The sequence below is a fragment of the Arenibacter sp. F26102 genome (assembly GCF_023015865.1).
Classification (GTDB): Bacteria; Bacteroidota; Bacteroidia; order Flavobacteriales; family Flavobacteriaceae; genus Arenibacter.
The window spans coordinates 117,809-142,237 of sequence record NZ_JALKBC010000002.1; the positions used below are offsets into that span (position 1 = coordinate 117,809).

Annotated in this window: 18 protein-coding genes and 1 riboswitch; of the genes, 17 read left to right on the plus strand and 1 reads right to left on the minus strand. The window is 38.7% G+C overall.

The window, feature by feature from the left end; translation table 11 throughout:
• Positions 1-83: 83 nt before the first annotated feature.
• From MWU78_RS03005 to MWU78_RS03025, 5 genes are all read left to right on the plus strand, one after another.
• Positions 84-2,579, plus strand: coding sequence for a DUF5686 family protein (locus MWU78_RS03005; RefSeq protein WP_246994861.1), 2,496 nt, complete (start codon positions 84-86; stop codon positions 2,577-2,579).
• Positions 2,580-2,648: 69 nt separating this feature from the next.
• Entirely contained in the window at positions 2,649-3,179 is a 531-nt protein-coding gene (locus MWU78_RS03010; RefSeq protein WP_246994863.1) for an inorganic diphosphatase, read from the plus strand.
• Between the two features lie 114 nt (positions 3,180-3,293).
• Positions 3,294-5,705, plus strand: coding sequence for a sodium-translocating pyrophosphatase (locus MWU78_RS03015; RefSeq protein ID WP_246994865.1), 2,412 nt, complete (start codon positions 3,294-3,296; stop codon positions 5,703-5,705).
• 199 nt (positions 5,706-5,904) lie between these two features.
• Complete coding sequence (locus MWU78_RS03020) at positions 5,905-6,192, plus strand: MgtC/SapB family protein (RefSeq protein ID WP_348647052.1); 288 nt, start codon at positions 5,905-5,907, stop codon at positions 6,190-6,192.
• A gap of 35 nt (positions 6,193-6,227) precedes the next feature.
• Entirely contained in the window at positions 6,228-7,250 is a 1,023-nt protein-coding gene (locus MWU78_RS03025; RefSeq protein ID WP_246994869.1) for a phosphatase domain-containing protein, read from the plus strand.
• A gap of 79 nt (positions 7,251-7,329) precedes the next feature.
• On the opposite strand, the gene MWU78_RS03030 is transcribed toward MWU78_RS03025, so the two are convergent.
• Complete coding sequence (locus MWU78_RS03030) at positions 7,330-7,944, minus strand: deoxynucleoside kinase (RefSeq protein WP_246994871.1); 615 nt, start codon at positions 7,942-7,944, stop codon at positions 7,330-7,332.
• 198 nt (positions 7,945-8,142) lie between these two features.
• Here MWU78_RS03030 and MWU78_RS03035 point away from each other — a divergent pair, with 198 nt between their 5' ends.
• The 12 genes from MWU78_RS03035 (at position 8,143) to MWU78_RS03090 (ending at position 24,391) form a co-directional block, all read left to right on the plus strand.
• Positions 8,143-8,979: a GLPGLI family protein gene (locus tag MWU78_RS03035; protein WP_246994873.1), complete on the plus strand. Its 837-nt coding sequence runs from the start codon at positions 8,143-8,145 to the stop codon at positions 8,977-8,979.
• Between the two features lie 56 nt (positions 8,980-9,035).
• Positions 9,036-11,723 (plus strand): carboxypeptidase-like regulatory domain-containing protein, encoded by a 2,688-nt coding sequence (locus tag MWU78_RS03040; protein WP_246994875.1) that lies wholly within the window; start codon positions 9,036-9,038, stop codon positions 11,721-11,723.
• Between the two features lie 247 nt (positions 11,724-11,970).
• Entirely contained in the window at positions 11,971-13,227 is a 1,257-nt protein-coding gene (gene metK / locus MWU78_RS03045; RefSeq protein WP_246994877.1) for a methionine adenosyltransferase, read from the plus strand.
• A gap of 75 nt (positions 13,228-13,302) precedes the next feature.
• Positions 13,303-13,413, plus strand: a riboswitch (SAM riboswitch).
• A gap of 157 nt (positions 13,414-13,570) precedes the next feature.
• Entirely contained in the window at positions 13,571-14,863 is a 1,293-nt protein-coding gene (locus MWU78_RS03050) for an O-acetylhomoserine aminocarboxypropyltransferase/cysteine synthase family protein (protein WP_246994880.1), read from the plus strand.
• A gap of 143 nt (positions 14,864-15,006) precedes the next feature.
• Positions 15,007-18,393, plus strand: coding sequence for a bifunctional aspartate kinase/homoserine dehydrogenase I (gene thrA, locus MWU78_RS03055; protein ID WP_246994882.1), 3,387 nt, complete (start codon positions 15,007-15,009; stop codon positions 18,391-18,393).
• A gap of 197 nt (positions 18,394-18,590) precedes the next feature.
• A complete protein-coding gene (locus tag MWU78_RS03060) occupies positions 18,591-18,914 on the plus strand; it encodes a GIY-YIG nuclease family protein (protein WP_246994884.1) in 324 nt (107 codons plus the stop codon).
• Between the two features lie 300 nt (positions 18,915-19,214).
• Positions 19,215-20,384: an aminotransferase class I/II-fold pyridoxal phosphate-dependent enzyme gene (locus MWU78_RS03065; RefSeq protein ID WP_246994887.1), complete on the plus strand. Its 1,170-nt coding sequence runs from the start codon at positions 19,215-19,217 to the stop codon at positions 20,382-20,384.
• Positions 20,385-20,477: 93 nt separating this feature from the next.
• A complete protein-coding gene (locus tag MWU78_RS03070) occupies positions 20,478-20,888 on the plus strand; it encodes an Rrf2 family transcriptional regulator (RefSeq protein WP_246994889.1) in 411 nt (136 codons plus the stop codon).
• Positions 20,889-21,112: 224 nt separating this feature from the next.
• Positions 21,113-21,382: a DUF2061 domain-containing protein gene (locus tag MWU78_RS03075; RefSeq protein ID WP_246994891.1), complete on the plus strand. Its 270-nt coding sequence runs from the start codon at positions 21,113-21,115 to the stop codon at positions 21,380-21,382.
• Between the two features lie 38 nt (positions 21,383-21,420).
• A complete protein-coding gene (locus MWU78_RS03080; RefSeq protein ID WP_246994893.1) occupies positions 21,421-22,044 on the plus strand; it encodes a phosphoadenosine phosphosulfate reductase family protein in 624 nt (207 codons plus the stop codon).
• 131 nt (positions 22,045-22,175) lie between these two features.
• Complete coding sequence (gene cysD, locus MWU78_RS03085; protein WP_187582784.1) at positions 22,176-23,066, plus strand: sulfate adenylyltransferase subunit CysD; 891 nt, start codon at positions 22,176-22,178, stop codon at positions 23,064-23,066.
• Positions 23,067-23,143: 77 nt separating this feature from the next.
• Positions 23,144-24,391, plus strand: coding sequence for a GTP-binding protein (locus MWU78_RS03090; protein WP_246994895.1), 1,248 nt, complete (start codon positions 23,144-23,146; stop codon positions 24,389-24,391).
• Positions 24,392-24,429 lie beyond the last annotated feature (38 nt).

Below are 24,429 nucleotides of genomic sequence, written 5' to 3' on the forward strand. Positions count from 1 at the left end.
CGCCCTTAGCTTACGTCTATAGGTTTGCTTCCCAACTTTAAAGGAATGGTGCAATATATTCATAAGTCTTTTTACCTAAGAAAATGACAAGAATCTTCTTAATCTTTTTTTTGTTTGTCGCTCAATGCGCTGTGTCCCAGACCAAGGTCGGTGGTATAGTTTTGGATGAGTCTGGTGAACCTGTGTCCTTTGCCAACGTTTTATTCAAAGATTCTTCGGAAGGAACCATTACCAATGACAATGGTAGGTTTTATATGGAATCAGAAAATACTTACGCTACCTTATTGGTGTCTTTTATTGGCTATGAGACCAAAGAAATTACGCTTACCTCCAAAGTCACTTATAATATGAATATAGTGTTGACGGAGTCTACTGAGCAGCTGGACGAGGTGGTGGTCTATGTGGGTAAAACCGATAAGAAAAATAATCCAGCCATAGATATCCTTAAAAAAATATGGGCCAAAAAGCGCAAAAACGGGGTTTATATGTTTAGGCAATATCAGTATGATAAATACGAAAAAATTGAGTTCGACCTAAATACCATAGATAGTGCCCTAATGAAAAGTAGGGTCTTTAGGGGGTTGGAATTTGTTTTTAATGATTTGGATACTTCAAGGATTACAGGGAAGACCTATTTGCCCATTTTCTTGAACGAGACCTTTGCGAAGGTATATGGGAACAATGAAACGGGCACTGTCAAAGAAGATGTGCTTGGAAGCAAGAATTCTGGCTTTAATAATAATCAGGCAATAATTGCATTTATTGCAGATTTGTATTCCGACTATGATATTTACAATAATTATTTAAAATTTTTCGACAAGAGTTTTACCAGTCCCCTGTCTAAGACGGGCGTGGACACTTATAATTATGTCCTTGCCGATAGTGCTTATATAGATAATAAATGGTGTTATAATATTATCTACTATCCGAGAAGAAAGAATGAATTGACATTTAAAGGAGATTTTTGGGTAAATGATACTACCTATGCGGTGAAGAATATAAATTTGGCCGTGACCAAAAGTGCCAATATTAACTGGGTAAAGGAAATTTATATTGAACAAGAGTTTGATGTGGTAAACGATTCGGTTTTTCTTTTGACTCGGGATTATATGTTATCCGATTTTAGCTTTAATAAAAAAGAAAATTCAAGAGGGGTCTATGGTAAGAGGACTACTGTCTACGGGGACTATAAATTTAATCAGCCCAAACCCAATGAATTTTACAGGGCCAAAACAGATCCTTTTGACCCTCTGGTCCTGAATAAGGAAGATGACTTCTGGGCAACCAATAGATTGGAGTCCTTAAATGCTGATGAAAAGGGAATCTATAAATTGTTGGATACCTTAAAAACAGTTCCCAAATTTAAAAGCTATTATAATATTGTGAGCATATTGGGTTCTGGTTATGTAGAAATCGATAAATGGAATTTAGATCTAGGGGATGTATATAGTGTTTTTGGTTACAATGAAGCTGAAGGAGTACGTCTCAGGGCAGGGGCAAGAACCTATTTTGGCCAAAATGATCCTTGGCGGCTTCAAGGGTACCTTGCCTACGGTTTTGGGGATGATAAATTTAAGTATGGAATTTCCGGGAAATGGTTGGTAGATAAGAAATCCAGGTTCATTATTTCGGGCGGAAAACGAAGGGATATAGAGCAACTTGGGATAAGTTTAACGGCTACCAATGATGTGTTGGGTAGAAGTATTGCCTCTTCATCCGTTTTAACTGTCGGTTCCAATGATAGACTTACCAACATAGATCTTAGTACATTTAACTTGGAACTGGAGCCTGTCACTAATTTTAGGATAGGAGTAGGAGGGTCTTATAGAACACTTAGTTCTGCCTTGCCAAATGCCTTTAATCTGGATTATATAGATCCGTCATCTCCCACAGGTATTTCCTCAGAAATAAATCAATTTGATCTTTCTACTGTGCTTATATACACTCCGGGAAAGAGAACTATAGGCAATGGTGTGGAAAGAAAGGATGTGAATGATAACTATAGTACCTTGTTTTTGTCCTATACCAACGGAATTAAAAACTTCATGGATAGTGATTTCGATTTTAAAAAGGTTCAATTTAGCTATACCCAACCGTGGCAGGTTGGAGGTTTGGGAAGGTTGCTCAGTACGGTAGAGATCGGCAAGACATATGGGGAGGTGCCATTGGGATTGCTCAATGCCATTCCTGGAAACCAAACCTTTTTCTCGGTGTACAATACCTTTTCCAATCTGGATTTTTATGAATTTGTAACAGATACCTATGTTTCGGCGCATTTGGAACACAATTTTAACGGCAGGTTCCTCTCTAGAATTCCCTTTATGAGAAACTGGAATTTAAGGGAGATAGTTGGACTAAGAGGTGTCTGGGGTGAACTTTCGGAAGAAAATAAGGCCCTGAGTGCACCGGCAAATATTCCTTTGTTGGCACCAAATGATAAGATATATTGGGAGTATTCCGTTGGGGTAGGCAACATATTGAAGATTTTAAGAATAGATTTTAACTTTAGGGGGAATTATTTGGATAACCCAGGGGCAAGGTCTTTTGGGGTGACAGGGTCTTTCGGATTTCATTTCTAATGTACATATTTGACTGTTACCTGACATTAATTTGTTATTTTAGAAAATTATAAGAATAAAAACAACCATATGAGCAGTGAAGAAATTACGTCGTTCGATGTATTGATCGAAATACCTAAAGGGAGTAGAAATAAGTATGAATACGATTTTGCCTTAAAGAAGATAAGATACGATAGGATGATTTTTTCGTCCATGATGTATCCGGCAGACTATGGCTTTGTTCCGGAAACTTTGGCTTTGGATGGAGATCCATTGGATGTACTTGTATTGGTGACGGAAGCAACATTTCCTGGATGTGTCATGGAAGTTAAGCCAATTGGTGTTTTTCATATGACCGATGAAAAAGGTCCGGATGAAAAGGTGATATGCGTGCCGGTATCAGATCCAGTCTGGAACAAAATCAATGATTTAAACGAATTAAATCCGCATTTAATAAAAGAAATAGAACATTTCTTTAAGGTTTATAAGGATTTGGAGAAGAAAAAAGTAGATGTTGGTGGATGGGGAGAGCAAAAAGAAGCAAGGGAAATTGTCGCTAAATGTATCCAAAGGTTTAAGGATAGCGATGTGCCAAAACAGGATGTAAGCATAAAGTATTAAGCCTTAATTTTTTAAAAAGTTAAAAAGCAATATTGCGGAAGTAATATTGCTTTTTTTATTCTCCTATATTTTACTACTTTAGCCCCTCAAAAAATATAACAAACAATCAAACAAATGGAATCAATAATTATTTACTTGCCAATAATTATGGCATTGGTAGGTCTTGCTTTTATGGCGGTAAAAAGGTCTTGGGTATTAAAACAAAATGCTGGGGATGGAAAAATGAAAGAAATTTCAGATTACATCTATGAAGGGGCCTTGGCTTTTCTTAAAGCAGAATATAAATTATTGACCATCTTCGTTATAGGGGCCAGTGTTGCATTGGCTGCAATTTCTTTTATAGTACCTACTACGCATATTCTTATTGTAGTAGCTTTTGTTTTTGGTGCATTCTTTTCTGCATTGGCAGGTAATATGGGAATGAAAATAGCTACAAAAACAAATGTTAGAACAACACAGGCTGCCCGTACCAGTTTGCCACAAGCATTAAAAGTGTCTTTCGGTGGTGGAACTGTCATGGGGCTGGGGGTTGCTGGTTTGGCTGTCTTGGGCTTGACAACCGCCTTTATATTACTGTTTCAATTTTTTATGAACGGTACTTGGACATCTACAGAGGACATGACTATTGTACTAGAAACATTGGCCGGTTTTTCCCTTGGTGCTGAATCCATAGCCTTGTTCGCAAGAGTTGGTGGAGGTATCTATACCAAGGCGGCAGATGTAGGTGCTGATTTGGTTGGTAAGGTTGAGGCAGGTATTCCGGAGGATGATCCACGTAACCCGGCTACCATTGCAGATAACGTTGGGGACAATGTTGGGGATGTTGCAGGTATGGGTGCGGATCTATTTGGGTCTTACGTAGCTACCGTTTTGGCGGCTATGGTTCTTGGAAATTATGTTATTAAGGATATGGGTGGTGCCATTCAAGATGCCTTTGGGGGAATTGGACCAATTTTATTGCCTATGGCCATTGCTGGTTTTGGAATTATTTTTTCCATTATTGGTACTATGTTGGTTAAAATAAAAAACAACGAAGCCAAGGAAAAAGAAGTGCAGGGTGCTTTGAATATTGGAAACTGGGTTTCTATAGGGTTAACATTAATAGCCTGCTTTGTATTAGTAAAATATATGTTGCCAGAAACCATGCAAATGGAGTTTTTTGGTGAAGGTTTAAAAGATATTTCTTCCATAAGGGTGTTTTATGCAACCGTTATTGGTTTGGTTGTAGGTGGGGTTATTTCCTCGGTTACCGAATATTATACAGGTTTGGGTACAAAGCCGGTTATGGCCATTGTGCAAAAATCAAGTACTGGTGCTGGGACTAATGTTATCGCCGGTTTGGCAACGGGGATGATTTCTACATTTCCAACAGTTCTAATATTTGCGGCAGCAATTTGGTCTTCCTATGCCTTGGCAGGTTTTTATGGGGTGGCATTGGCCGCTTCTGCCATGATGGCTACTACGGCAATGCAATTGGCGATTGATGCGTTTGGACCTATCTCTGATAATGCCGGTGGTATTGCAGAAATGAGTGAGCAAGATCCTATTGTAAGGGAGCGTACGGATATTTTGGATTCCGTAGGGAACACCACGGCGGCTACAGGAAAAGGATTTGCCATTGCCTCCGCTGCTTTGACTTCCTTGGCGTTATTTGCAGCTTATGTAACCTTTACAGGTATCGACGGAATCAACATTTTTAAAGCGCCAGTATTGGCCATGTTGTTCGTAGGTGGTATGATCCCAGTGGTTTTTTCCGCCTTGGCCATGAATTCGGTTGGTAAAGCGGCTATGGATATGGTATACGAAGTGCGTAGGCAATTCAAGGAAATTCCAGGAATTATGGAAGGCACAGGGAAACCAGATTATGCAAAATGTGTTGATATTTCAACCAAAGCGGCCCTACGTGAAATGATGTTGCCAGGTATCCTGACCATTGGCTTCCCTATTGCAATTGTCCTTTTGGGGAAATTGGTTTATGGTAGCGACAATCAATTGATTGCCGAAATGCTTGGGGGTTATATGGCAGGGGTTACGGTTTCAGGTGTTCTTTGGGCTATTTTTCAAAATAACGCCGGTGGCGCATGGGATAATGCTAAGAAATCTTTTGAGGCAGGCGTTGAAATTAATGGTGAAATGACCTATAAGGGGTCGGATGCCCATAAAGCGGCGGTTACCGGAGATACTGTTGGTGATCCATTTAAGGATACTTCTGGTCCTTCAATGAACATTCTTATTAAACTTACCTGTTTAATTGGATTGGTAATTGCCCCAATATTGGGAGGTCACGCCGAGACAGGTATGGCAGAGCAGGAAGTGCAGATTGAAATGACCGTGAAAGCTCCTGAATTGGCCCAAGCCGTTATTACCTATTCTACAACCGTTAATGGAGAGACAACAAAAGAAGAGAAAACTTTTAAGGGAACCGCTGAAGAAGTAAAGGTCCAATTGGAAGATTTTGAGAATACTACAGTAAAATCAGATAATGATAGAAAAGTAGTAATAGAAAAAATAGAGATTAATAAGTAAGTTGTATAACTTATTATTTGGTATTATCTTAAAAACCCCGTTTAACGGGGTTTTTACTTTTTAGGTTGTTAATTTATTAATGCATATGGATTACCACGGTTTAACTACATTGGGCATTGCTTTTGGGTTGGGATTGTTGGTAGGCCTGCAAGGTCAAAAAGCCCACAGCGAAATGGCGGAGGTATGAACATTTACCTTAATTTCAGTTTTGGGCGTATTGGCCGGATTCTTAAGTAGGGATTATCAGAATCCGTTTATTTTGCCTGTACTTGGAATAGCTGTAACCAGCCTTTTGGTTGCCGCCAATCTAATTAAAATAAAGGCATTTACCAATCCGGATATTGGACAAACCACAGAGGTTGCTGCCTTGATGAAGTTTGCTATTGGGGCTCTTTTGGTAATGGGCGACAGGGTATTGGGTGTAATAATAGGTACTTTCATGGCAGTACTTCTTTATGTTAAGGAAAGACTGCACGGATATTTTTAATTTGGTTATGGCCATAGAATTTATATTTTTGAGCTATGGGATTGTTTAGACGCCGAGACCCCTTACAGATTATTGTTTTTCAATCCTATGGCTCCAACACGCAATTATACGTCAAGGGGCGTGCCCTTGAGGATGAAAATATAGATCTTACAAAAAAGAACTTTATCCACCTTTTGATTAATTCTTGGAAACGTTTCGAGACAGATGTTATTGGGAATTGCCCTTTAATATTGAAGCTTCCCAATGGCGTTGTTCATGAGTTTAAAACAGATGGGGAAGGCTATTTTTTACTGTCCTTGGGTAAAACCGATCTGGAATTTATGTGTAATGAGGAAGGGTGGTTGGCATTTGAGGTTTCCTATGGCGAAAAATATATAAAAAGAAGTATCCAACTTGAAAATCGATTTCCAGGTGAAATGTTGATTCCTTCTCCGGATTCAGATTTTGGGGTTATTAGTGATATTGATGATACTATTCTGCAAACTGGGATGGTGTCCTTATTGAAATGGCGGGTTTTGTACAACACTTTCTTAAAAACTCCTGAAAGAAGGATTCCTTTGGCCGGGGCGCCGGAATTCTATCACTTGTTGCATAGGGGGGCTTCAGGACAAAAATCGAACCCTATTTTTTACGTAAGTAACAGTCCTTGGAACTTATATCTATATCTGGAATTTTTTTTAAGGAGTAATAATTTTCCAAAAGGTCCCATTTTACTGCGAAGCCTTAGTGCTTTTTTTAGAAGAAACAAGTTGCAAGGGCCGGACGATCGCCCGCATAAAATCAACGAAATTTTAAATATTCTAAAAACCTATCCAGCACTTTCCTTTGTGCTTATTGGAGATAGTGGTGAGAAAGATGCCGATATCTATTTGGAAATTGCCAAAATGTTTCCGGATAGGATCGAGGCTATTTATCTACGCAGTGTTAAGCATAAAAAGAAAATGTTAAGGGTAACGGGACTATTCAGGGAGTATAAGGCCATACCGGTACTTTTGGTGGAGGATAGTGATCAAGCCATACAACATGCTAGGGCAAATGGATTGATTATGTTGAAATAAGCTTTTTCTCTTGTTATAAAGTACCTTCTTCTACATTCAACAAATATTTATTCCTAATGTAGAGGAGCAGTGTTCAGGTTTAAAATAAGCCGTTGATCTCGGCATCTATTTTATTGATTACCAATCCTAAATCTTCAGGTTCGTCCACAAAATTAAGTTTGTCAACATCTATGACCAGGAGATTGCCCTTCCCGTAACTTTGAGCCCATGCCTCATACCGCTCGTTCAATCTACTTAAGTAGTCTATGGAAATGCTATTCTCGTATTCACGTCCGCGTTTGTGAATTTGATTTACCAAATTGGGAATGGAACTTCTTAAATAAATTAATAAGTCTGGTGGTTGTACCAAAGTTTCCATTAATTCAAAAAGACTGGTATAATTGTTAAAATCCCTATTCGTCATTAAACCCATGGCATGGAGGTTTGGCGCAAAAATATGTGCATCCTCGTAGATGGTACGATCTTGGATAGTGTCCTTACCACTTTTCCTGATCTGTAATATTTGTCTATATCTATTATTTAAAAAGTAAATCTGGAGATTAAAGCTCCATCTTTCCATTTGATTGTAAAAGTCGTCCAGATACGGATTGTCAACTACATCTTCAAATTGGGCCTCCCATTGGTAGTGTTTGGATAATAATCTTGTCAAGGTGGTTTTGCCAGCCCCAATATTTCCTGCAACGGCGATATGCATAGATTGTGTAATTATGGTTAGTGTTATGCGCACTTATAAATAAGTGGTACAATATACAAGATATCGGGTGCATGTTAAAATCTTTGTGAGAATATCCGATAAAAAACTTATGTAAAAGGATAATTGTATTTTTTATTGATTTCGGATTAAACCAAATCAAATTGTTGCAGTCTTAAGCTTGATATAAAACGTAAAATAATGAAAAGTTTCTATTTTTTCTCCTTGATGCTATTAGTTTCACACATTGGAATTTATGCTCAAGATTTTCAGGGCGAAGCCACCTACTTTAGCAAGACCACCGTAAATATGGATTTTGAAGGCAGGCAAATCCCGGAGGATAGAAAAAAGGAAATAATGCAAAGGATGAAGGAAGCTAATGAGAAGACCTATATTTTAACCTTTGATAAATCCACATCGATCTATAAGGAAGAGGAAAGATTGGAGCAACCAGGTAACGACAGGGGAGGTAGACGATTTGGAATGATGTCGGGAGCCGGTGGCGATTATTACAAAGATGTGAAAGAAGGTAGGTATTTAGTTAAAAATGAACTTTTTGGAAAGATTTTTTTGGTCGATGATCAATTGCCAAAATTGGACTGGAAACTTGGAGGAGAGTCAAAACAGATTGGAAATTATACAGCCTTTAAAGCTACGGCGACCAAGACTATAAAGAGACCTAATATGCGGGCAATTTTTCGTAGGGGAGGGGGCAATAATGAAAATAAGGAATCCGAATTTACAGAAAAGGAAATCGAGGTTACAGCTTGGTATGCTCCGGATGTTCCTGTGAATCAAGGTCCTGGTGAGTATTGGGGGCTTCCTGGCCTTATTCTGGAAGTAAAGGATGATATTACGGTTATACTTTGTACAAAATTAGTACTCAATCCTACGGAGAGGAAAGAGATAAAGGCTCCCAGTAAAGGGAAGACGGTTACCCAAGAAGAATATGATAAAATTTCCAAGGAAAAGATGGCGGAGATGAGTCAGAATTTCCGTCGCGGTGGTGGTAATAGAGGCGGAGGTGGAAGGCCTTAATAAACTGTTAGACTTTTTTTTACAATCAATCATTTTGGTGTTTTAATTTTTTATAGATGTACAATAAGAATTTTTATTTGGTACTAGTAGCTTTTTTTGCGCTATCGGCAGCTTTTGGCCAAGAAATTACCCTAACGGGAACAGTTAAGGATTCTATAGGAGTGGGAATCGATATGGCTAATGTTATTGCGATAAATACGGAAACCAAGGCGCTGGAATCTTATGGTATTACGAATCATAGTGGATTGTACAAATTAAATTTAAAATCGGGTGCAAAATTTGATGTTCGTGTTAGTTATTTGGGTTTTAAGACGGAGGAATTCTCTTTTACGGCACCTACGAACAATGTTAATAAAGATATTGTTCTACGTGAACAAACCAATCAACTGGATGAGGTAGAGGTAACGTATGAGATGCCTATATCGGTCAAGGGAGATACCATAGTATACGACACGGATTCCTTTGTAACCGGTACCGAAAAGAAGCTAAAGGATGTGCTGGCCAATCTGCCCGGGGTGGAAATAAATGATGATGGGCAAATAGAGGTAGAAGGTAAAAGGGTTACCAAGGTAATGGTAGAGGGCAAAGATTTTTTTGACGGGGATTCCAAATTGGCAGCCGAAAATATTCCGGCCAATGCATTGGATAAAATAGAAGTGCTGAGAAATTTTAATGAAGTAACCCAAATGAAGGGCCTTACCAATGATACGGACAATGTGGCCCTAAATATAAAACTCAAGGAAGGAAAAAAGAGGTTCTGGTTTGGCGAAATTACGGCAGGCTATGGTACCAATGATAGTTATTTGGCCCATCCAAAACTGTTTTATTACAGTCCTGATTATAGTATTAACATTATTACAGATTTAAATAATATAGGGGAAGCTCCCTTTAATAGAAGGGATTACCAGAGTTTTACCGGAGGATTTAGAAACTTGGGCAGCACAAGTGGAAGTTCAATAGATATTGGTGGCGATGGTTTGGGACTTTCCAGTCTACAAAATAATAGGGCCAAGAATATTAATACCAAGTTTGCTGCTGTCAACTTTAGTTACTCTCCCAAAGAAAATTGGGATTTAAGTGGGTTTGGTATTTATTCCTATACAGGGACCTTGATGGAAAACCAAACACGAAGAGTATACATTTCCTCCAACGAGACGGAAGATGCTACTACGGCAACAGATCAAACCGCTCATTTGGGATTGGCGAAATTTAGTTCCATGTACAAGCCTAATGATAGGTTCCAATTTGATTACGATGTACTTTTAAAGAAGTCGGATGACTATGAAGTGGAAAATGTGCTTTCCATTTCCAATATTACGGATGAAATTACGGAAACTAAGAAACAAAAGCCTATTTCGGTTAGTCAGAATGCCAATATTTATTATACCTCATTAAATGCAAAGAATATCATCGCTTTTGAGGCCCAACATATTTATCAGGATGAGGATCCCTTTTATAATGCCATAAGAGATAATTTTGCATTTACGGATTTATTTCCTGTAGATGAGGGTCAGAATATTTATAACCTAAACCAAGGTAAAAATACTATAACCAACAAGGTGGACGCCAAGGTGGACTACTATTTGGTTACGGGTATGAAAAGTAATTTGAACTTTACCTTGGGGACCACACAGAGTCGTCAAAATTTCGATTCGGATATTTTCCAAATATTGGATGGCGGAGAAAGTTTGAATTTTACCGATGACGAATTTAACAATGACGTTACCTATAATGTTTCGGATTTGTATTTGGGATTTCATTACAAGGTAATTGCTGGGATTTTCACCTTTAATCCTGGAGCTACATTGCATCAATACGGAACTAAAAACACCCAGTTGGGGACTACCGTGGAGGATAATCTAACGGCTTTGCTGCCCGATCTATATATTAACGCACAACTCAAAAAATCAGAAAACATTCGATTTAATTATAGGGTTTCAAGATCTTTTACGGATGTTAATAATTTCGCAGAAGCATATGTTCTCAATAACTATAATTCAGTTTATTCTGGAAATAGGGACCTGGAAAGCGCTTTAAACCATAATTTATCCTTGAATTTTTTTAGTTTCAATATGTTTAATTTCACCAACATCTTCGGTAATGTTACTTATACCAAGCGCATAGATGCTCTTAAAAGTTCCTCGGAAATAATTGGAATTAATAGGATAGGAACCACTATAAACTCAAATTTGGAAGATGAATCCCTAAGTGCCAATGGGAGGTATCAACGGACTTTTGGAAAAATAAAGGCGTCTGTAGGGGCAAATATTTCATGGTCTACCACTAATAATATTGTGGATCTGGAACCGAGAAAATCGGAATCCTTTACACAAAACTATACGTCTTCCTTGGCAACCAATTTTAGAAATGCCCCCAATTTGGAACTGGGGTATAGGTATTCTGTAAATAACTATGATAACGGGGGCCGGGCTACCACTTATTACACTAGCAGACCTTTCGCCAAGTTTGATGCCTCCTTTCTGAAGAGCTTCATATTTACCTTGGATTATGATTACTATAAGTACAGTGACAAGGAAAATACCATTGATAATACCTATAGCTTTTTGGAGGGTAATCTATCCTATCAGAAAAAAGATAGTCCATGGGAATTTGGAATTAAGGGCACAAACCTTTTGGATACATCAACGCTGAACAGGGATAGTACCAATGAGTTGTATTTTACCACTTCGTCTTATTTTATTCAACCACGGTATGTCTTGTTTACCGTAAAGTATGATTTATAAGTCGAATCTGCCTCAATTTTAAAATAGTTGTTAAACATTTTTAGATACGTCAAGAATTCTTGTACTTTTGTACGCTAAAATATCGAGGAAGGATTTGACTGATTGCAACCTCAAGTGCTGAAATAGGTTCGGCATAACAAAATGCTAAAGCAGTTTATGTTGTTTACGCTTTATATGAGCAGTAACATCCACTCTTCTTTAGTATGCTTCGTCAAATTCTTATTAATTTTTTATTTAGAAAGGATTTATGGCATATTTATTTACATCAGAATCGGTTAGTGAAGGACATCCAGATAAGATAGCGGATCAAATTAGTGATGCGTTATTGGATAATTTTTTGGCTTTTGACTCGGAAAGTAAGGTGGCTTGTGAAACTTTGGTGACCACAGGTCAAGTTGTTTTGGCCGGGGAAGTTAAGAGTCACACCTATCTTGATGTTCAGCAAATAGCACGCGATGTCATCAACAAGATAGGTTATACCAATGGTGATTATAAATTCAGTGGAGATTCTTGCGGCGTAATATCGTTGATCCATGAGCAGTCCAAAGAGATTAACCAAGGGGTGGATCGTGGTTCAAAGGAAGAACAAGGCGCGGGGGATCAAGGTATGATGTTCGGCTATGCAACCAAGGAAACGGACAATTATATGCCATTGGCCTTGGATATTTCACATAAAATATTACAAGTTTTGGCAGATTTGAGAAGGGTGGGCGATGTCATAACCTACCTGAGACCGGATGCCAAGGCACAGGTTACTATAGAGTATTCCGATGATAATGTACCGCAACGGATAGACACCATTGTAGTATCTACCCAACATGATGAGTTTGATAAGGACGATGAATTAATGTTGGCCAAAATTAAAAAGGATATTATCTCTATTCTAATTCCAAGGGTAAAGGAGCAATTGCCGGAGAATATCCAAAAGTTGTTTAATGATACTATAAAATATCATATAAACCCAACAGGGAAATTTGTAATTGGTGGTCCGCATGGCGATACAGGTTTAACCGGAAGGAAGATTATCGTGGATACCTATGGAGGCAAAGGAGCCCATGGTGGTGGTGCCTTCAGTGGAAAGGACCCCAGTAAAGTGGATCGTAGTGCAGCTTATGCGGCAAGACATGCCGCCAAAAACCTTGTGGCTGCAGGTGTTGCCGATGAAATGTTGGTTCAGGTAAGTTACGCCATTGGTGTTGTGGAACCAACTTCAATATTTGTGGATACCTATGGGACTTCAAAAGTTGGTATGAGTGACGGTGAGATTGCAAAAAAAGTTGCGCAATTGTTTGATATGCGTCCATTTGCCATTGAGGATCGTTTAAAACTTAGAAATCCAATTTATTTGGAAACTGCGGCCTACGGCCATATGGGCAAGGAGCCAATAACCAAGGTCAAAATTTTCCTATCGCCTTATAATGGACGTGTAGAAAAAGAAGTGGAATTATTTACTTGGGAGAAATTGGATGCCGTTGATTTGGTGAAACAAGCTTTCGATTTATAATTTTATTGAAAAGATTAGGAAAAAAGAATTTTCCATACCTATATTTGCAAACCTAAAGTTCAAACACTTATTGAATTGTTATCAAGAAAGGTGGAGGGAATAGACCCTTTGAAGCCTTAGCAACCCTTTGATCTTTTATTAAAGAAGGTGCTAAATTCTACCTAAATACTGCTCCAAGGAAAATTGGATTTTTTTTGCAGTATCCATGGCAGATAACGCTAACGGTTACTTCTGTAATTGATTTTCTTTTTAACTTTTTGATTTTATAATATTGCATTGTCCGCATTATTTGTTTTGGCTTTTTATTTTATCTATTTTAATAATATAAAAAAAACAAGAAATCATGAGTACTCAAAAATTTTCAACAAACGCTTTGCATGCAGGACATGACACAAAATCAACGGCAGGTACCAGGGCTGTGCCCATTTATCAGAATACCGCCTATGTCTTCAATAATTCTGACCATGCGGCCAATCTTTTTAATTTATCAGAACCTGGATTTATTTATACCAGACTTAACAACCCAACAAATGATATACTAGAGCAGCGTTTGGCAGCTTTGGAAGGTGGTCTTGCAAGTGTAGTTACCGCTTCTGGTACTGCGGCAATTTCAACAGCCTTATTGGTATTGTTGAAAACCGGTGACCATATTGTTGCTTCCAGTAGTCTTTATGGAGGTACTTATAATTTATTTGCGGTGACGTTACCTAGATTGGGAATTACAACCACTTTTGTTGAGCCTGGGGACGAAGATAATTTTACCAATGCCATTCAAGAAAATACAAGAGCCATTTTCGTGGAATCTTTAGGGAATCCAAAATTGGATGTACTGGACCTAAAAGCGATATCCGGAGTAGCGAAAAAGGCAAAAATTCCTTTTATAGTAGATAATACGGTGGCTACAAGTGCCTTGGTAAAACCTATTGAACACGGGGCAAATATTGTAATCCATTCCCTTACGAAATATATAAACGGAAATGGTACTTCTATGGGAGGTGTTATTGTTGATGCCGGTACCTTTGATTGGAGTAGCGGGAAATTTCCGGAATTTACAGAGCCATCCGCAGGATATCATGGATTGGTTTATCACGATGCCTTGGGAGCTGCAGCCTTTATTGCAAAAGTTAGAATAGAAGGTTTAAGAGATCTTGGTGCAGCCTTGAGCCCGTTTAATGCCTTTCAGATTATTCAAGGTTTGGAAACATTGGAACTGCGTATCAAAAAACATAGTGAAAATGCATTGGAATTGGCAAAATGGTTACAGGACAGAAAAGAGGTGGCATGGGTAAACTACCCTGGACTACAAACAAGTCCTTACTATTCCTTGGCAAAGAAATATCTTCCAAACGGTCAAAGTGGAATTGTGACCTTTGGTGTTAAAGGAGGATATGAGTCGGCGAAAAAAGTTGTTGATGAAACCAAGTTGTTTTCTTTATTGGCCAATATAGGGGACACCAAATCTTTAATTATCCACCCAGCAAGTACGACTCACCAACAATTGGATGACAATGCCCAACAAACAACTGGAGTTACAAAAGATTTGATACGTCTTTGTGTAGGTTTGGAGGATATTGAGGATATAAAGGCAGATTTGGTGCAGGCATTTTCAACCATCGATAAATCTGTATTAGCGTAAAAATTATTTTATTTCCATTTATAATTATTGATAAAGTAATGTGGGAGTGTCGTTATATTTTTGATATTAATTTCTGCACTCCCATATTATTATAAAATCAATGACCGTGTTCTTTCAAGAATAATTATTAGTACAATCAATTTATGTTACATCATCTTTCAATTAATAAATACGTTACCTATAGTGGCAAAACCTTGGATATTAATTTGTCCTACGAGGTCTTTGGACTTCCCCTGCATTCCGGACCAATTGTTCTGGTAAACCATGCCCTTACAGGTAATTCTGATGTGGCTGGTGAGAATGGCTGGTGGACGACTTTGATCGGGGATGGCAAATGTATTGATACTAAGAAATATACCATTCTTTCCTTTAATATTCCTGGAAATGGATATGATGGATTTGTTATAGAAAATTATAAGGATTTTGTGGCCAAGGACATTGCCAAAATTTTTCTTTTGGGATTGGAGGCCTTAAAAATAAGTAAGGTTTACGCCCTTATTGGCGGTTCCTTGGGAGGCGGTATTGCTTGGGAAATGGCGGCTTTGAATCCCCATTTAACCGAACATCTTATTCCAGTGGCATCCGATTGGAAATCTACAGACTGGCTTATTGCCAACTGTCAGATACAGGAACAGTTTTTGGTGAATTCCAAACAACCTGTACATGATGCGCGTATGCATGCCATGCTTTGTTATAGGACACCTGAATCATTTAAAGAGCGCTTCAAAAGAAGTACAAATGAAGAACTGAAAGTGTTCAATGTAGAGAGTTGGTTAACACACCACGGAAAGAAGTTACAGGAGCGTTTTCAATTGTCTGCCTATAAATTAATGAATCAATTGTTAAAGACCATTGATATCAACAGGGAAGGGGAAGAGGCATTTGTCAATCTTCAAAATAGCGATACCAATATCCATATCATTGGGGTAGATTCCGATCTGTTTTTTACGGCCCAGGAAAATAAGGATACCTTTAAGAAATTGGCCCAGGCCAATAGTAATGTAACCTATGGTGAAATTCATTCCCTTCATGGGCACGATGCCTTTTTGATCGAATTCAATCAAATGGAAGAGCTGTTAAAGGGGGTTTTTGATCGTAACGGTAGATCTAAAAAGGTGAAGGTCTTAAAGTTCGGCGGTAAGTCATTGGCCAATGGTGAAGGACTGGATACAGTGTTACGGATTGTTACTGATAAGGTGGAGAAGGGTGAAAATATTGCAGTAGTGGTCTCCGCAAGGAATAAAGCTACCGATGAATTGGAAGCCATGTTGGACAAGGCAGCCAAGGGGTTGGATTATGTAAAGGATTTTGAGGAATTCGAAAAATATCAACAGCATGCCTATGGCAATGTCAATCTCTCGGAAGAATTTAGGGGGTTGGTTAAATTGTTCGAAGGGGTAGCCTTGTTAGGGGATTATAGCCCTAAGATAAAGGACCAGGTGTTGGCATATGGAGAATTGCTCTCGGCAAAATTGGTAACCAAATTGCTTATAGGGAAAGGGGTAAATGCAAAATTTATAGACTCCAGACAACTTATTAAAACGGATTCCAATTTTGGAGATGCAAAAGTTTTAGAGACTTTGTCCAAGGAGAATGTGAAAAGTGAGTTCGGGAAATTGGATTTGGATGCCGTTGCGGTTACCACTGGCTTTATAGCCTCCAATGAGTTTAATGAAACCACAACCTTGGGAAGAAATGGAAGCAATTACTCGGCTGCCTTATTGGCCAATTACCTAAATGCCGAAGAATTGCAGAACTACACTCATGTGGACGGGATTTTTACGGCCAATCCGGATTTGGTGACCGAGGCAAAAAGAATCTCTGAACTTTCCTATAGTGAAGCCAATGAGCTGGCGAATTTCGGAACCAATATATTGCATGCAAAGACGATTATTCCATTAATTGAAAAGAATATTCCACTACGTATTTTAAATACCTTCAATAACGATAATGAAGGTACCTTAATAAGTGCCAAAACCAGTAAAGAGGGTATAAAATCCTTATCGGTCATAGAGAATATGGCGTTGATCAATTTGGAAGGTCGCGGTTTATTGGGCAAGGTTGGGGTAGATGCACGTATTTTTAGGACAATGGGTAATAATAACATAAGCGTAAGTATTATTTCCCAGGGATCTTCTGAAAGAGGAATCGGTTTAGTGGTCGATGCCAAAAATGCCAATTTGGCCAAAACTTCATTGGAAGAGGAATTTCAAACCGATTTTAAACTTCAGGATATAAATAATATTACTGTGGTGGATCAGGTGTCCGTTATATCCATTGTTGGCCAGGATCTGAGCACATTCCATAAGCCCTTCAATGCCCTTATAAAGAATCAGGTTGTTCCATTGTTGTTTAACAATACCATTTCGGGTAAGAATGTAAGTTTGGTCGTTAAAAAATCAGATCTCCACAAAGCGCTTAACGTAGTGCATGGACAGATTTTTGGTATAAGTAAAAAAGTAAATCTGGCCATTTTTGGACATGGAAATGTGGGAGGCACCCTTATTGATCAAATTCTTAAGTCCAACAAGACAATAGAAAAAAGAAAAGGAATTAACATCAATGTTTTTGCAGTTGCCAATTCTAAAAAGGTCTTATTGAACAAGAATGGTATCTCAAAAAATTGGAAAAGTGCCATGGAGACCAAGGCAGTTCCGTATAAACTAAGCGATATTTTCAAGTTTGCCAAGGATAATCATTTGGAGAACCTTATAGCGGTCGACAATACGGCCAACGAAGACTTTGTAGCATCGTATTTTGATTTTGTGGATAACGGTTTTGATTTGGTTTCATCCAATAAGATAGCCAATACCCTCCGTTTCGATTATTATCAGTTGCTCAGGGAAGAACTGGCAAGACATCAAAAGCAATATTTGTACGAGACCAATGTGGGCGCTGGATTGCCATTGATAGATACTATTAAGTTGTTGCATCTTTCTGGAGAGAATATTACTAGGATAAAAGGGGTTTTCTCAGGGTCTTTGAGTTATATTTTCAACACCTTTTCAGAAAAGGATGCCTTGTTCTCAGTGATTTTAAAGGAAGCGATGGAATTGGGATATACCGAACCGGATCCACGTGAGGATCTTTCCGGTAATGATGTGGGAAGAAAATTATTGATTTTGGCCAGGGAGCTTGATCTCAGCAATGAGTTTTCTGATATTCAAATTGAAAATTTAATTCCGGAGTCGCTTCAGGATGGTGAGGTAAAATGCTTTTTGGAACAATTGGATATTTTGGATGAAAAATTCAGCACGATAAAGAAGGCTCAAAAACCAGGTCACGTATTGCGCTATGTGGGCGACCTGTCAGGAGACCTACAAAAAGAAAAGGGTAAATTGGAGGTGAAATTGATCTCTGTTCCCAAAGAGAGTGCCCTTGGACAAATAAAAGGGTCCGATTCCATTATTGAAATATATACGGAATCTTATGGGCAACATCCACTGGTTATACAAGGAGCAGGTGCAGGCGCGGCAGTTACTGCCAGAGGTGTTTTTGGGGATATTTTACGGATAGCGGAAAAAGGTTAAATTTCTGTGGCTTCGACTCCGCTCAGCCACCGGGGATAGTCGGAGATTGAGCGTAGTCGAAATCGGTCATAGTTGAAAAGGAAAGAATTTGCATGTGACTTCGACTCCGCTCAGCCACCGGGGATGGTCGGAGATTGAGCGTAGTCGAAATCGAAATTATAGGTATTTCGGATATAACGGTTTTAATTTTATATAAGGTGAAAGGTTTCTTGTATATATTGGAATGCTCAGATGGAAGTTATTATTGTGGTAGTACGGTGGATTTGGACAAGAGGTTAAAGGAGCACAACGATGGTAAGGGGGCCAACCATACAAAAAAGAGGCTTCCTGTTATGTTGGTGTACGTAGAGGAGTATGATAGGATTGATAAGGCATTTTATCGTGAAAAGCAAATCCAAGGTTGGAGCCGTAATAAAAAGGAAGTGTTGATAAATGGGGATTTAGCTGAATTAAGTGGCCTTGCTGAATGTAAAAATAAATCCCACTATAAATATTATATTGAAGAGAAGTATAATAAGTAATTGGTTCGTGGCTTCGGCTCCGCTCAGCCACCGGGGAAATGTCGGAGATTGAGCGTAGTGCAAATCGGTCATAGTTGAAAAGGAAAGAATTTGCATGTGACTTCGACTCCGCTCAGCCACCGTTGATATTCGGAGATTGAGCGTAGTCGAAATCCGTAATATTTGAGAATGAAAGAATTTGTATGTGGCTTCGGCTCCGCTCAGCCACCGGGGATAGTCGGAGATTGATAGTACCCGATATATGAAATAAAAGCTTATCCTTTGCATTGGATACCATAAGAATTAGATAGATAAGAAATAATGAAGAAGAATTTTAAGTTTGAAACGGAAGCGATACGCACTCAGACAGAACGTACCCAATTTTTGGAACATTCAACGCCTCTATATTTAACCTCGAGTTTTATTTTTGAGGATGCAGAGGATATGCGCGCTTCTTTTGCAGAAGAAAAGGACCGTAATATTTACTCTAGGTATAGCAATCCCAATTCCTCCGAGTTTATTGAAAAGGTTTGTAAGATGGAAGGCGCCGAGGATGGTTTCGCCTTTGCATCGGGCATGGCGGCAGTGTTTTCAACTTTTGCTGCCTTATTGGAAAGTGGTGATCATATTATTTCGGCCAGAAGTATTTTTGGATCCACCCATAGTTTGTTTACTCAGTTTTTTCCTAAATGGAATGTTTCTACCAGCTATTTTAAAATAGATGAATTGGATAAGCTGGAAGAATTGGTGACTCCGAATACCAAAATTATCTACGCAGAAACTCCTACCAATCCGGGAGTGGATGTTTTGGACTTGGAAGAATTGGGCAAATTTGCCAAGAAGCATAATTTAATATTTATTATAGATAATTGCTTTGCTTCGCCTTATTTGCAACAGCCTATTAAGTTTGGGGCCGATTTGGTAATCCATTCTGGAACCAAATTAATGGACGGGCAAGGTAGGGTCTTGGCAGGGATTACAGTTGGGAGCAAAGCTCTAATAGATAAGGTGTATCGCTTTTCCAGGATTACTGGTCCTTCCCTATCACCATTTAATGCATGGGTACTATCCAAAAGTCTGGAAACCTTGGCCTTGCGAGTAGATAAACATTGTGACAATGCACTAAAACTGGCAGAGTACTTGGAAGGGCACCCTAAGGTTAACTGGGTGAAGTACCCTTTTTTAAAATCGCATCCTAAATACGAGGTAGCAAAGAAACAGATGAAGGCAGGTGGTTGTGTTGTGGCATTTGAAGTAAAAGGAGGGGTAGAGGCCGGACAAAAATTCTTTAATGCTATAAAAATGTTGTCTTTGTCGGCTAATTTAGGGGATTCCAGAAGTATAGTTACTCATCCAGCATCTACAACGCATAGTAAATTGTCTATCGAGGAAAGATTGTCATCGGGCATTACAGATGGGATGGTCAGAGTGTCGGTTGGCTTGGAGCATATAGATGATATTATTGCGGATATTGCCCAAGCATTGGACTAGCCTCCATTGTGAAGACTATCCAATGGGCTAAACTGTTTTTGTAAAATAAGGTCAGGTCCAATTGCGAATGTTAATTTTCCTTATCTTCGCTGCATGCTTTCCAAAAAGACCAAATACGGATTAAAGGCACTGACCTTCTTGGCGTCTCAAAAAGGGCGTACTCCTGTTCAAATTTCTGAAATAGCCAAGCATGAGAATATTTCCCAAAAATTTTTGGAGAGTATCCTTCTAACCTTGCGAAAAACCGGCCTACTGGGTTCCAAAAAAGGAAAGGGCGGGGGTTATTACCTTATAAAAGAACCAAAAGATATACCCATGACCACTGTCATGAGGGTTTTGGAAGGGCCTATTGCCATGGTGCCATGTGTAAGTTTAAATTTCTATGAAAAATGCGAGGACTGCCCGGATGAGGCCAGCTGTTCCGTTCATAAATTAATGTTACAGGTTAGGGATAGCACCTTGGAAGTTTTTAGGAACAACACGCTTGCAGACCTTGTGCCTTAAGGGTGAATCTACCTAATTAGGGATATGTATTGTTGAATTACGCAAGAAATTACGTTATAAGACATCGATAATCTTCAAAATTTCAGCATTATTTTTATTAATCTACTAAATTTATAGGGTAAGTTTAATTTTATATAACTTTTTCTATTGTGTTCTAAAATATATTTCTATTTTTGCTTACTCTATTAAATCGATAGGGTAATAAATTTAAGTTTTTTTGTCATATGATTGCTGAACAATTAATTGCAAATAATAATACAGGTACTGTCACTAAAAGCTATAAGGCTGATAAGCGTACCGAAAATCCTAAAAGGAGTATTGCTAAATCTATTAGTTGGAGAATTATTGGAACGTTGGATACCATATTAATTTCTTGGATCGTTACCGGGACCTTGAGTGTTGCATTTTCTATTGGGGTTGTAGAGTTGTTTACCAAGATGATATTGTATTTCTTTCACGAAAGGATATGGAACAAGATTAGTTGGGGAAGGTAGAGGAGATAGAATACAAAGAATTTAAAGAATCAGAGACAATGGCATTTACAGAGCAGGAAATACACAAACTAAATCAACAATTTAAGGGTATACCACCAGAGGAAATAATTTCCTGGGCTATTCAATATGCCGAGAATCCATTGGTGACAACAAATTTCAGGCCTTATGAGGTGGCTATTTTACATGCGGTAAGCGATGTTGCTCCTAAAATTCCTGTGGTTTGGTGTGATACGGGTTATAATACGCCGAATACATATAAACATGCAGAAGAACTTATTGCAAGGTTGCATTTAAATGTAAAATTATATGTTCCCAAACAAACTTCCTCTCATAGGGATGCTGTAATGGGAATTCCGGGTATAGATGACCCTAGGCATCAGCTTTTTACGGAACAGGTAAAATTGGAACCCTTTAGAAGGGCTATGGAGGAGCATAAACCAGATGTATGGTTTACCAATCTTAGGCAAGGACAGACAGCATTAAGGGATTCTTTGGATATCTTAAGTTTAAGTCGCGATGGTGTTTTGAAGGTGAGTCCATTCTATCACTATAATGATAGTCAATTGGATGCTTACCTAAAGGATAGAAATTTGCCTAACGAGCATAAATACTTTGATCCCACCAAGGTTTTGGAAAACCGGGAATGTGGACTGCATACCTAAGAAAGGAATATTAACAATTGGTGAATGCTTCTTTAGGCGGAAAATCAATTAAATACAGAATTATTGTGAGCATTGTAGAATCAGAATTGGAAACACTAGTAGACGTGAGCGGATCAAATGAATTGGAAGTATTGAACAATAATGCTTTGGAGAACGAAGCAATTTATATTTTAAGGGAAGTTGCGGCTCAATTTGAAAAGCCAGTGTTGCTTTTTTCGGGTGGTAAGGACTCCATTACTTTGGTTAGATTGGCACAAAAAGCCTTTTTTCCTGCTAAAATACCCTTCCCTTTAATGCATATTGATACTGGGCATAATTTTCCGGAAACCATCGCCTTTAGGGATAAGTTGGTTAAGGAATTAGGAGTGGAATTAATTGTTCGTAATGTACAGGATTCCATAGACCAAGGAAAAGTGGTAGAGGAAACAGGTAAATACTCCAGTAGGAACATGTTACAGACTACTACCTTGTTGGATGCTATTGAGGAATTTAAGTTCGATGCCTGTATTGGAGGAGCCAGAAGGGATGAAGAAAAGGCCCGTGCCAAAGAACGTATCTTTTCGGTTCGTGATGATTTTGGTCAGTGGGATGAGAAAAACCAGCGCCCAGAGTTGTTCGATATGTTGAACGGTCAGATAGAATTGGGTCAGAACGTAAGGGTTTTTCCAATAAGTAATTGGACAGAATTGGATGTTTGGAGCTATATCCAAAAAGAGGACATAGAAATACCTTCCATCTATTTTGCGCACAAGAGAAAGATTTTTCTAAGAGACGGATTTATATGGTCGGCAGAAGATGACGTTGTCTTCCGTGCAGAGGATGAAAAAGTGGAAGAGCGCATGGTTCGTTTTAGAACTGTTGGAGATATGAGTTGTACTTCGGCGGTACTGTCCCACGCAGATACCATTGAAAAGGTAGTAGGCGAAATTAGGGAGTCCAAGATTTCGGAAAGAGGAGCTAGAATAGATGATAAGCGCTCCGAAGCCGCAATGGAGAAAAGAAAACAACAGGGATACTTTTAAAGTAGGCATTTGAAGTGTGTTGGCACTTGTGAAAATTGTCAACGGAATCTCAATGTCAAATACAAAACACAAAAGAAATGGAAGTACTAAAAATAGCAACAGCAGGAAGTGTGGATGACGGTAAAAGTACCTTGATCGGAAGATTGCTTTATGATACCAAATCCCTGACGGACGATAAGTTGGAGGCCATAGAAAAGACTAGTAAGCAAAAAGGATATGATTATCTGGATTTCTCTTTGGCTACTGATGGTTTGGTAGCGGAAAGGGAACAAGGAATTACTATAGATGTAGCTCATATCTATTTCTCTACACCCAATAAGAGTTATATCATTGCGGATACCCCTGGTCACGTAGAATATACCCGTAACATGGTTACCGGAGCGTCTACTTCACAGGCGGCCATTATTTTGATCGACGCTAGAAAAGGAGTGATAGAGCAGACCAACAGGCACTTTTTTATCAATAACTTATTGAGGATAAAAGATGTTATTGTTGCCATAAATAAAATGGACTTGGTTGATTATTCTGAGGAAAGATACAATGAGATCAAAGCCGATTTTGAGGAACTGATGAGTAAGCGCGATTACCAGGACCAGAAAATTACCTTTATTCCCGTAAGTGCGCTTAAGGGTGACAATGTGGTAAACAGGTCAGAGAAAATGGCGTGGTACAAAGGGCAAACTCTTTTGGAACATTTTGAGGTTTTGGATAGAAAGGATATTTACAATGTAGGTACCCCAAGATTTCCGGTTCAATATGTAATACGTCCCAAAACAGAGGAATTCCATGATTTTAGAGGATTTGCTGGAAAAGTATATGGAGGTGAGCTGAGTGTAGGTGATGAAGTTGTGGTATTGCCATCAATGACCAAATCCAAAATCAAGGATATTTATTTCTACGACAAAAAATATAAAACTGCAACAAGACGTTCTTCCGTAACCATTACACTGGAAGATGAGATCAATGTAAGCAGGGGAGATATGTTGGTGAAAGTAGGTGACCTGCCAACTATTGATAAGCAATTTACGGCTACGGTTTCCTGGATGGATTCCCAAAATTTAACTGTGGGAAGCAAATACGTGGTGCAACACGGCGTGAATAAGGTTTTGGCCAAGGTGGAGAACATTCACCATAAGATTAATCCGGATTACTCAGGTATAGATACGACTATCACTGCTTTGGGAATGAACGATATAGCACAGGTTACCTTTAGATTGAATAAGCCAATTTTTTATGATTCTTTCAAGAATCACCGAACCAATGGCTCTTTTATCCTAATAGATAATCAATCCAATACAACAGCTGGGGTCGGGTTTATAAACTAAACCTCCTTCCGTGCCCTAGGGTATGGTGTTGTTGTCAG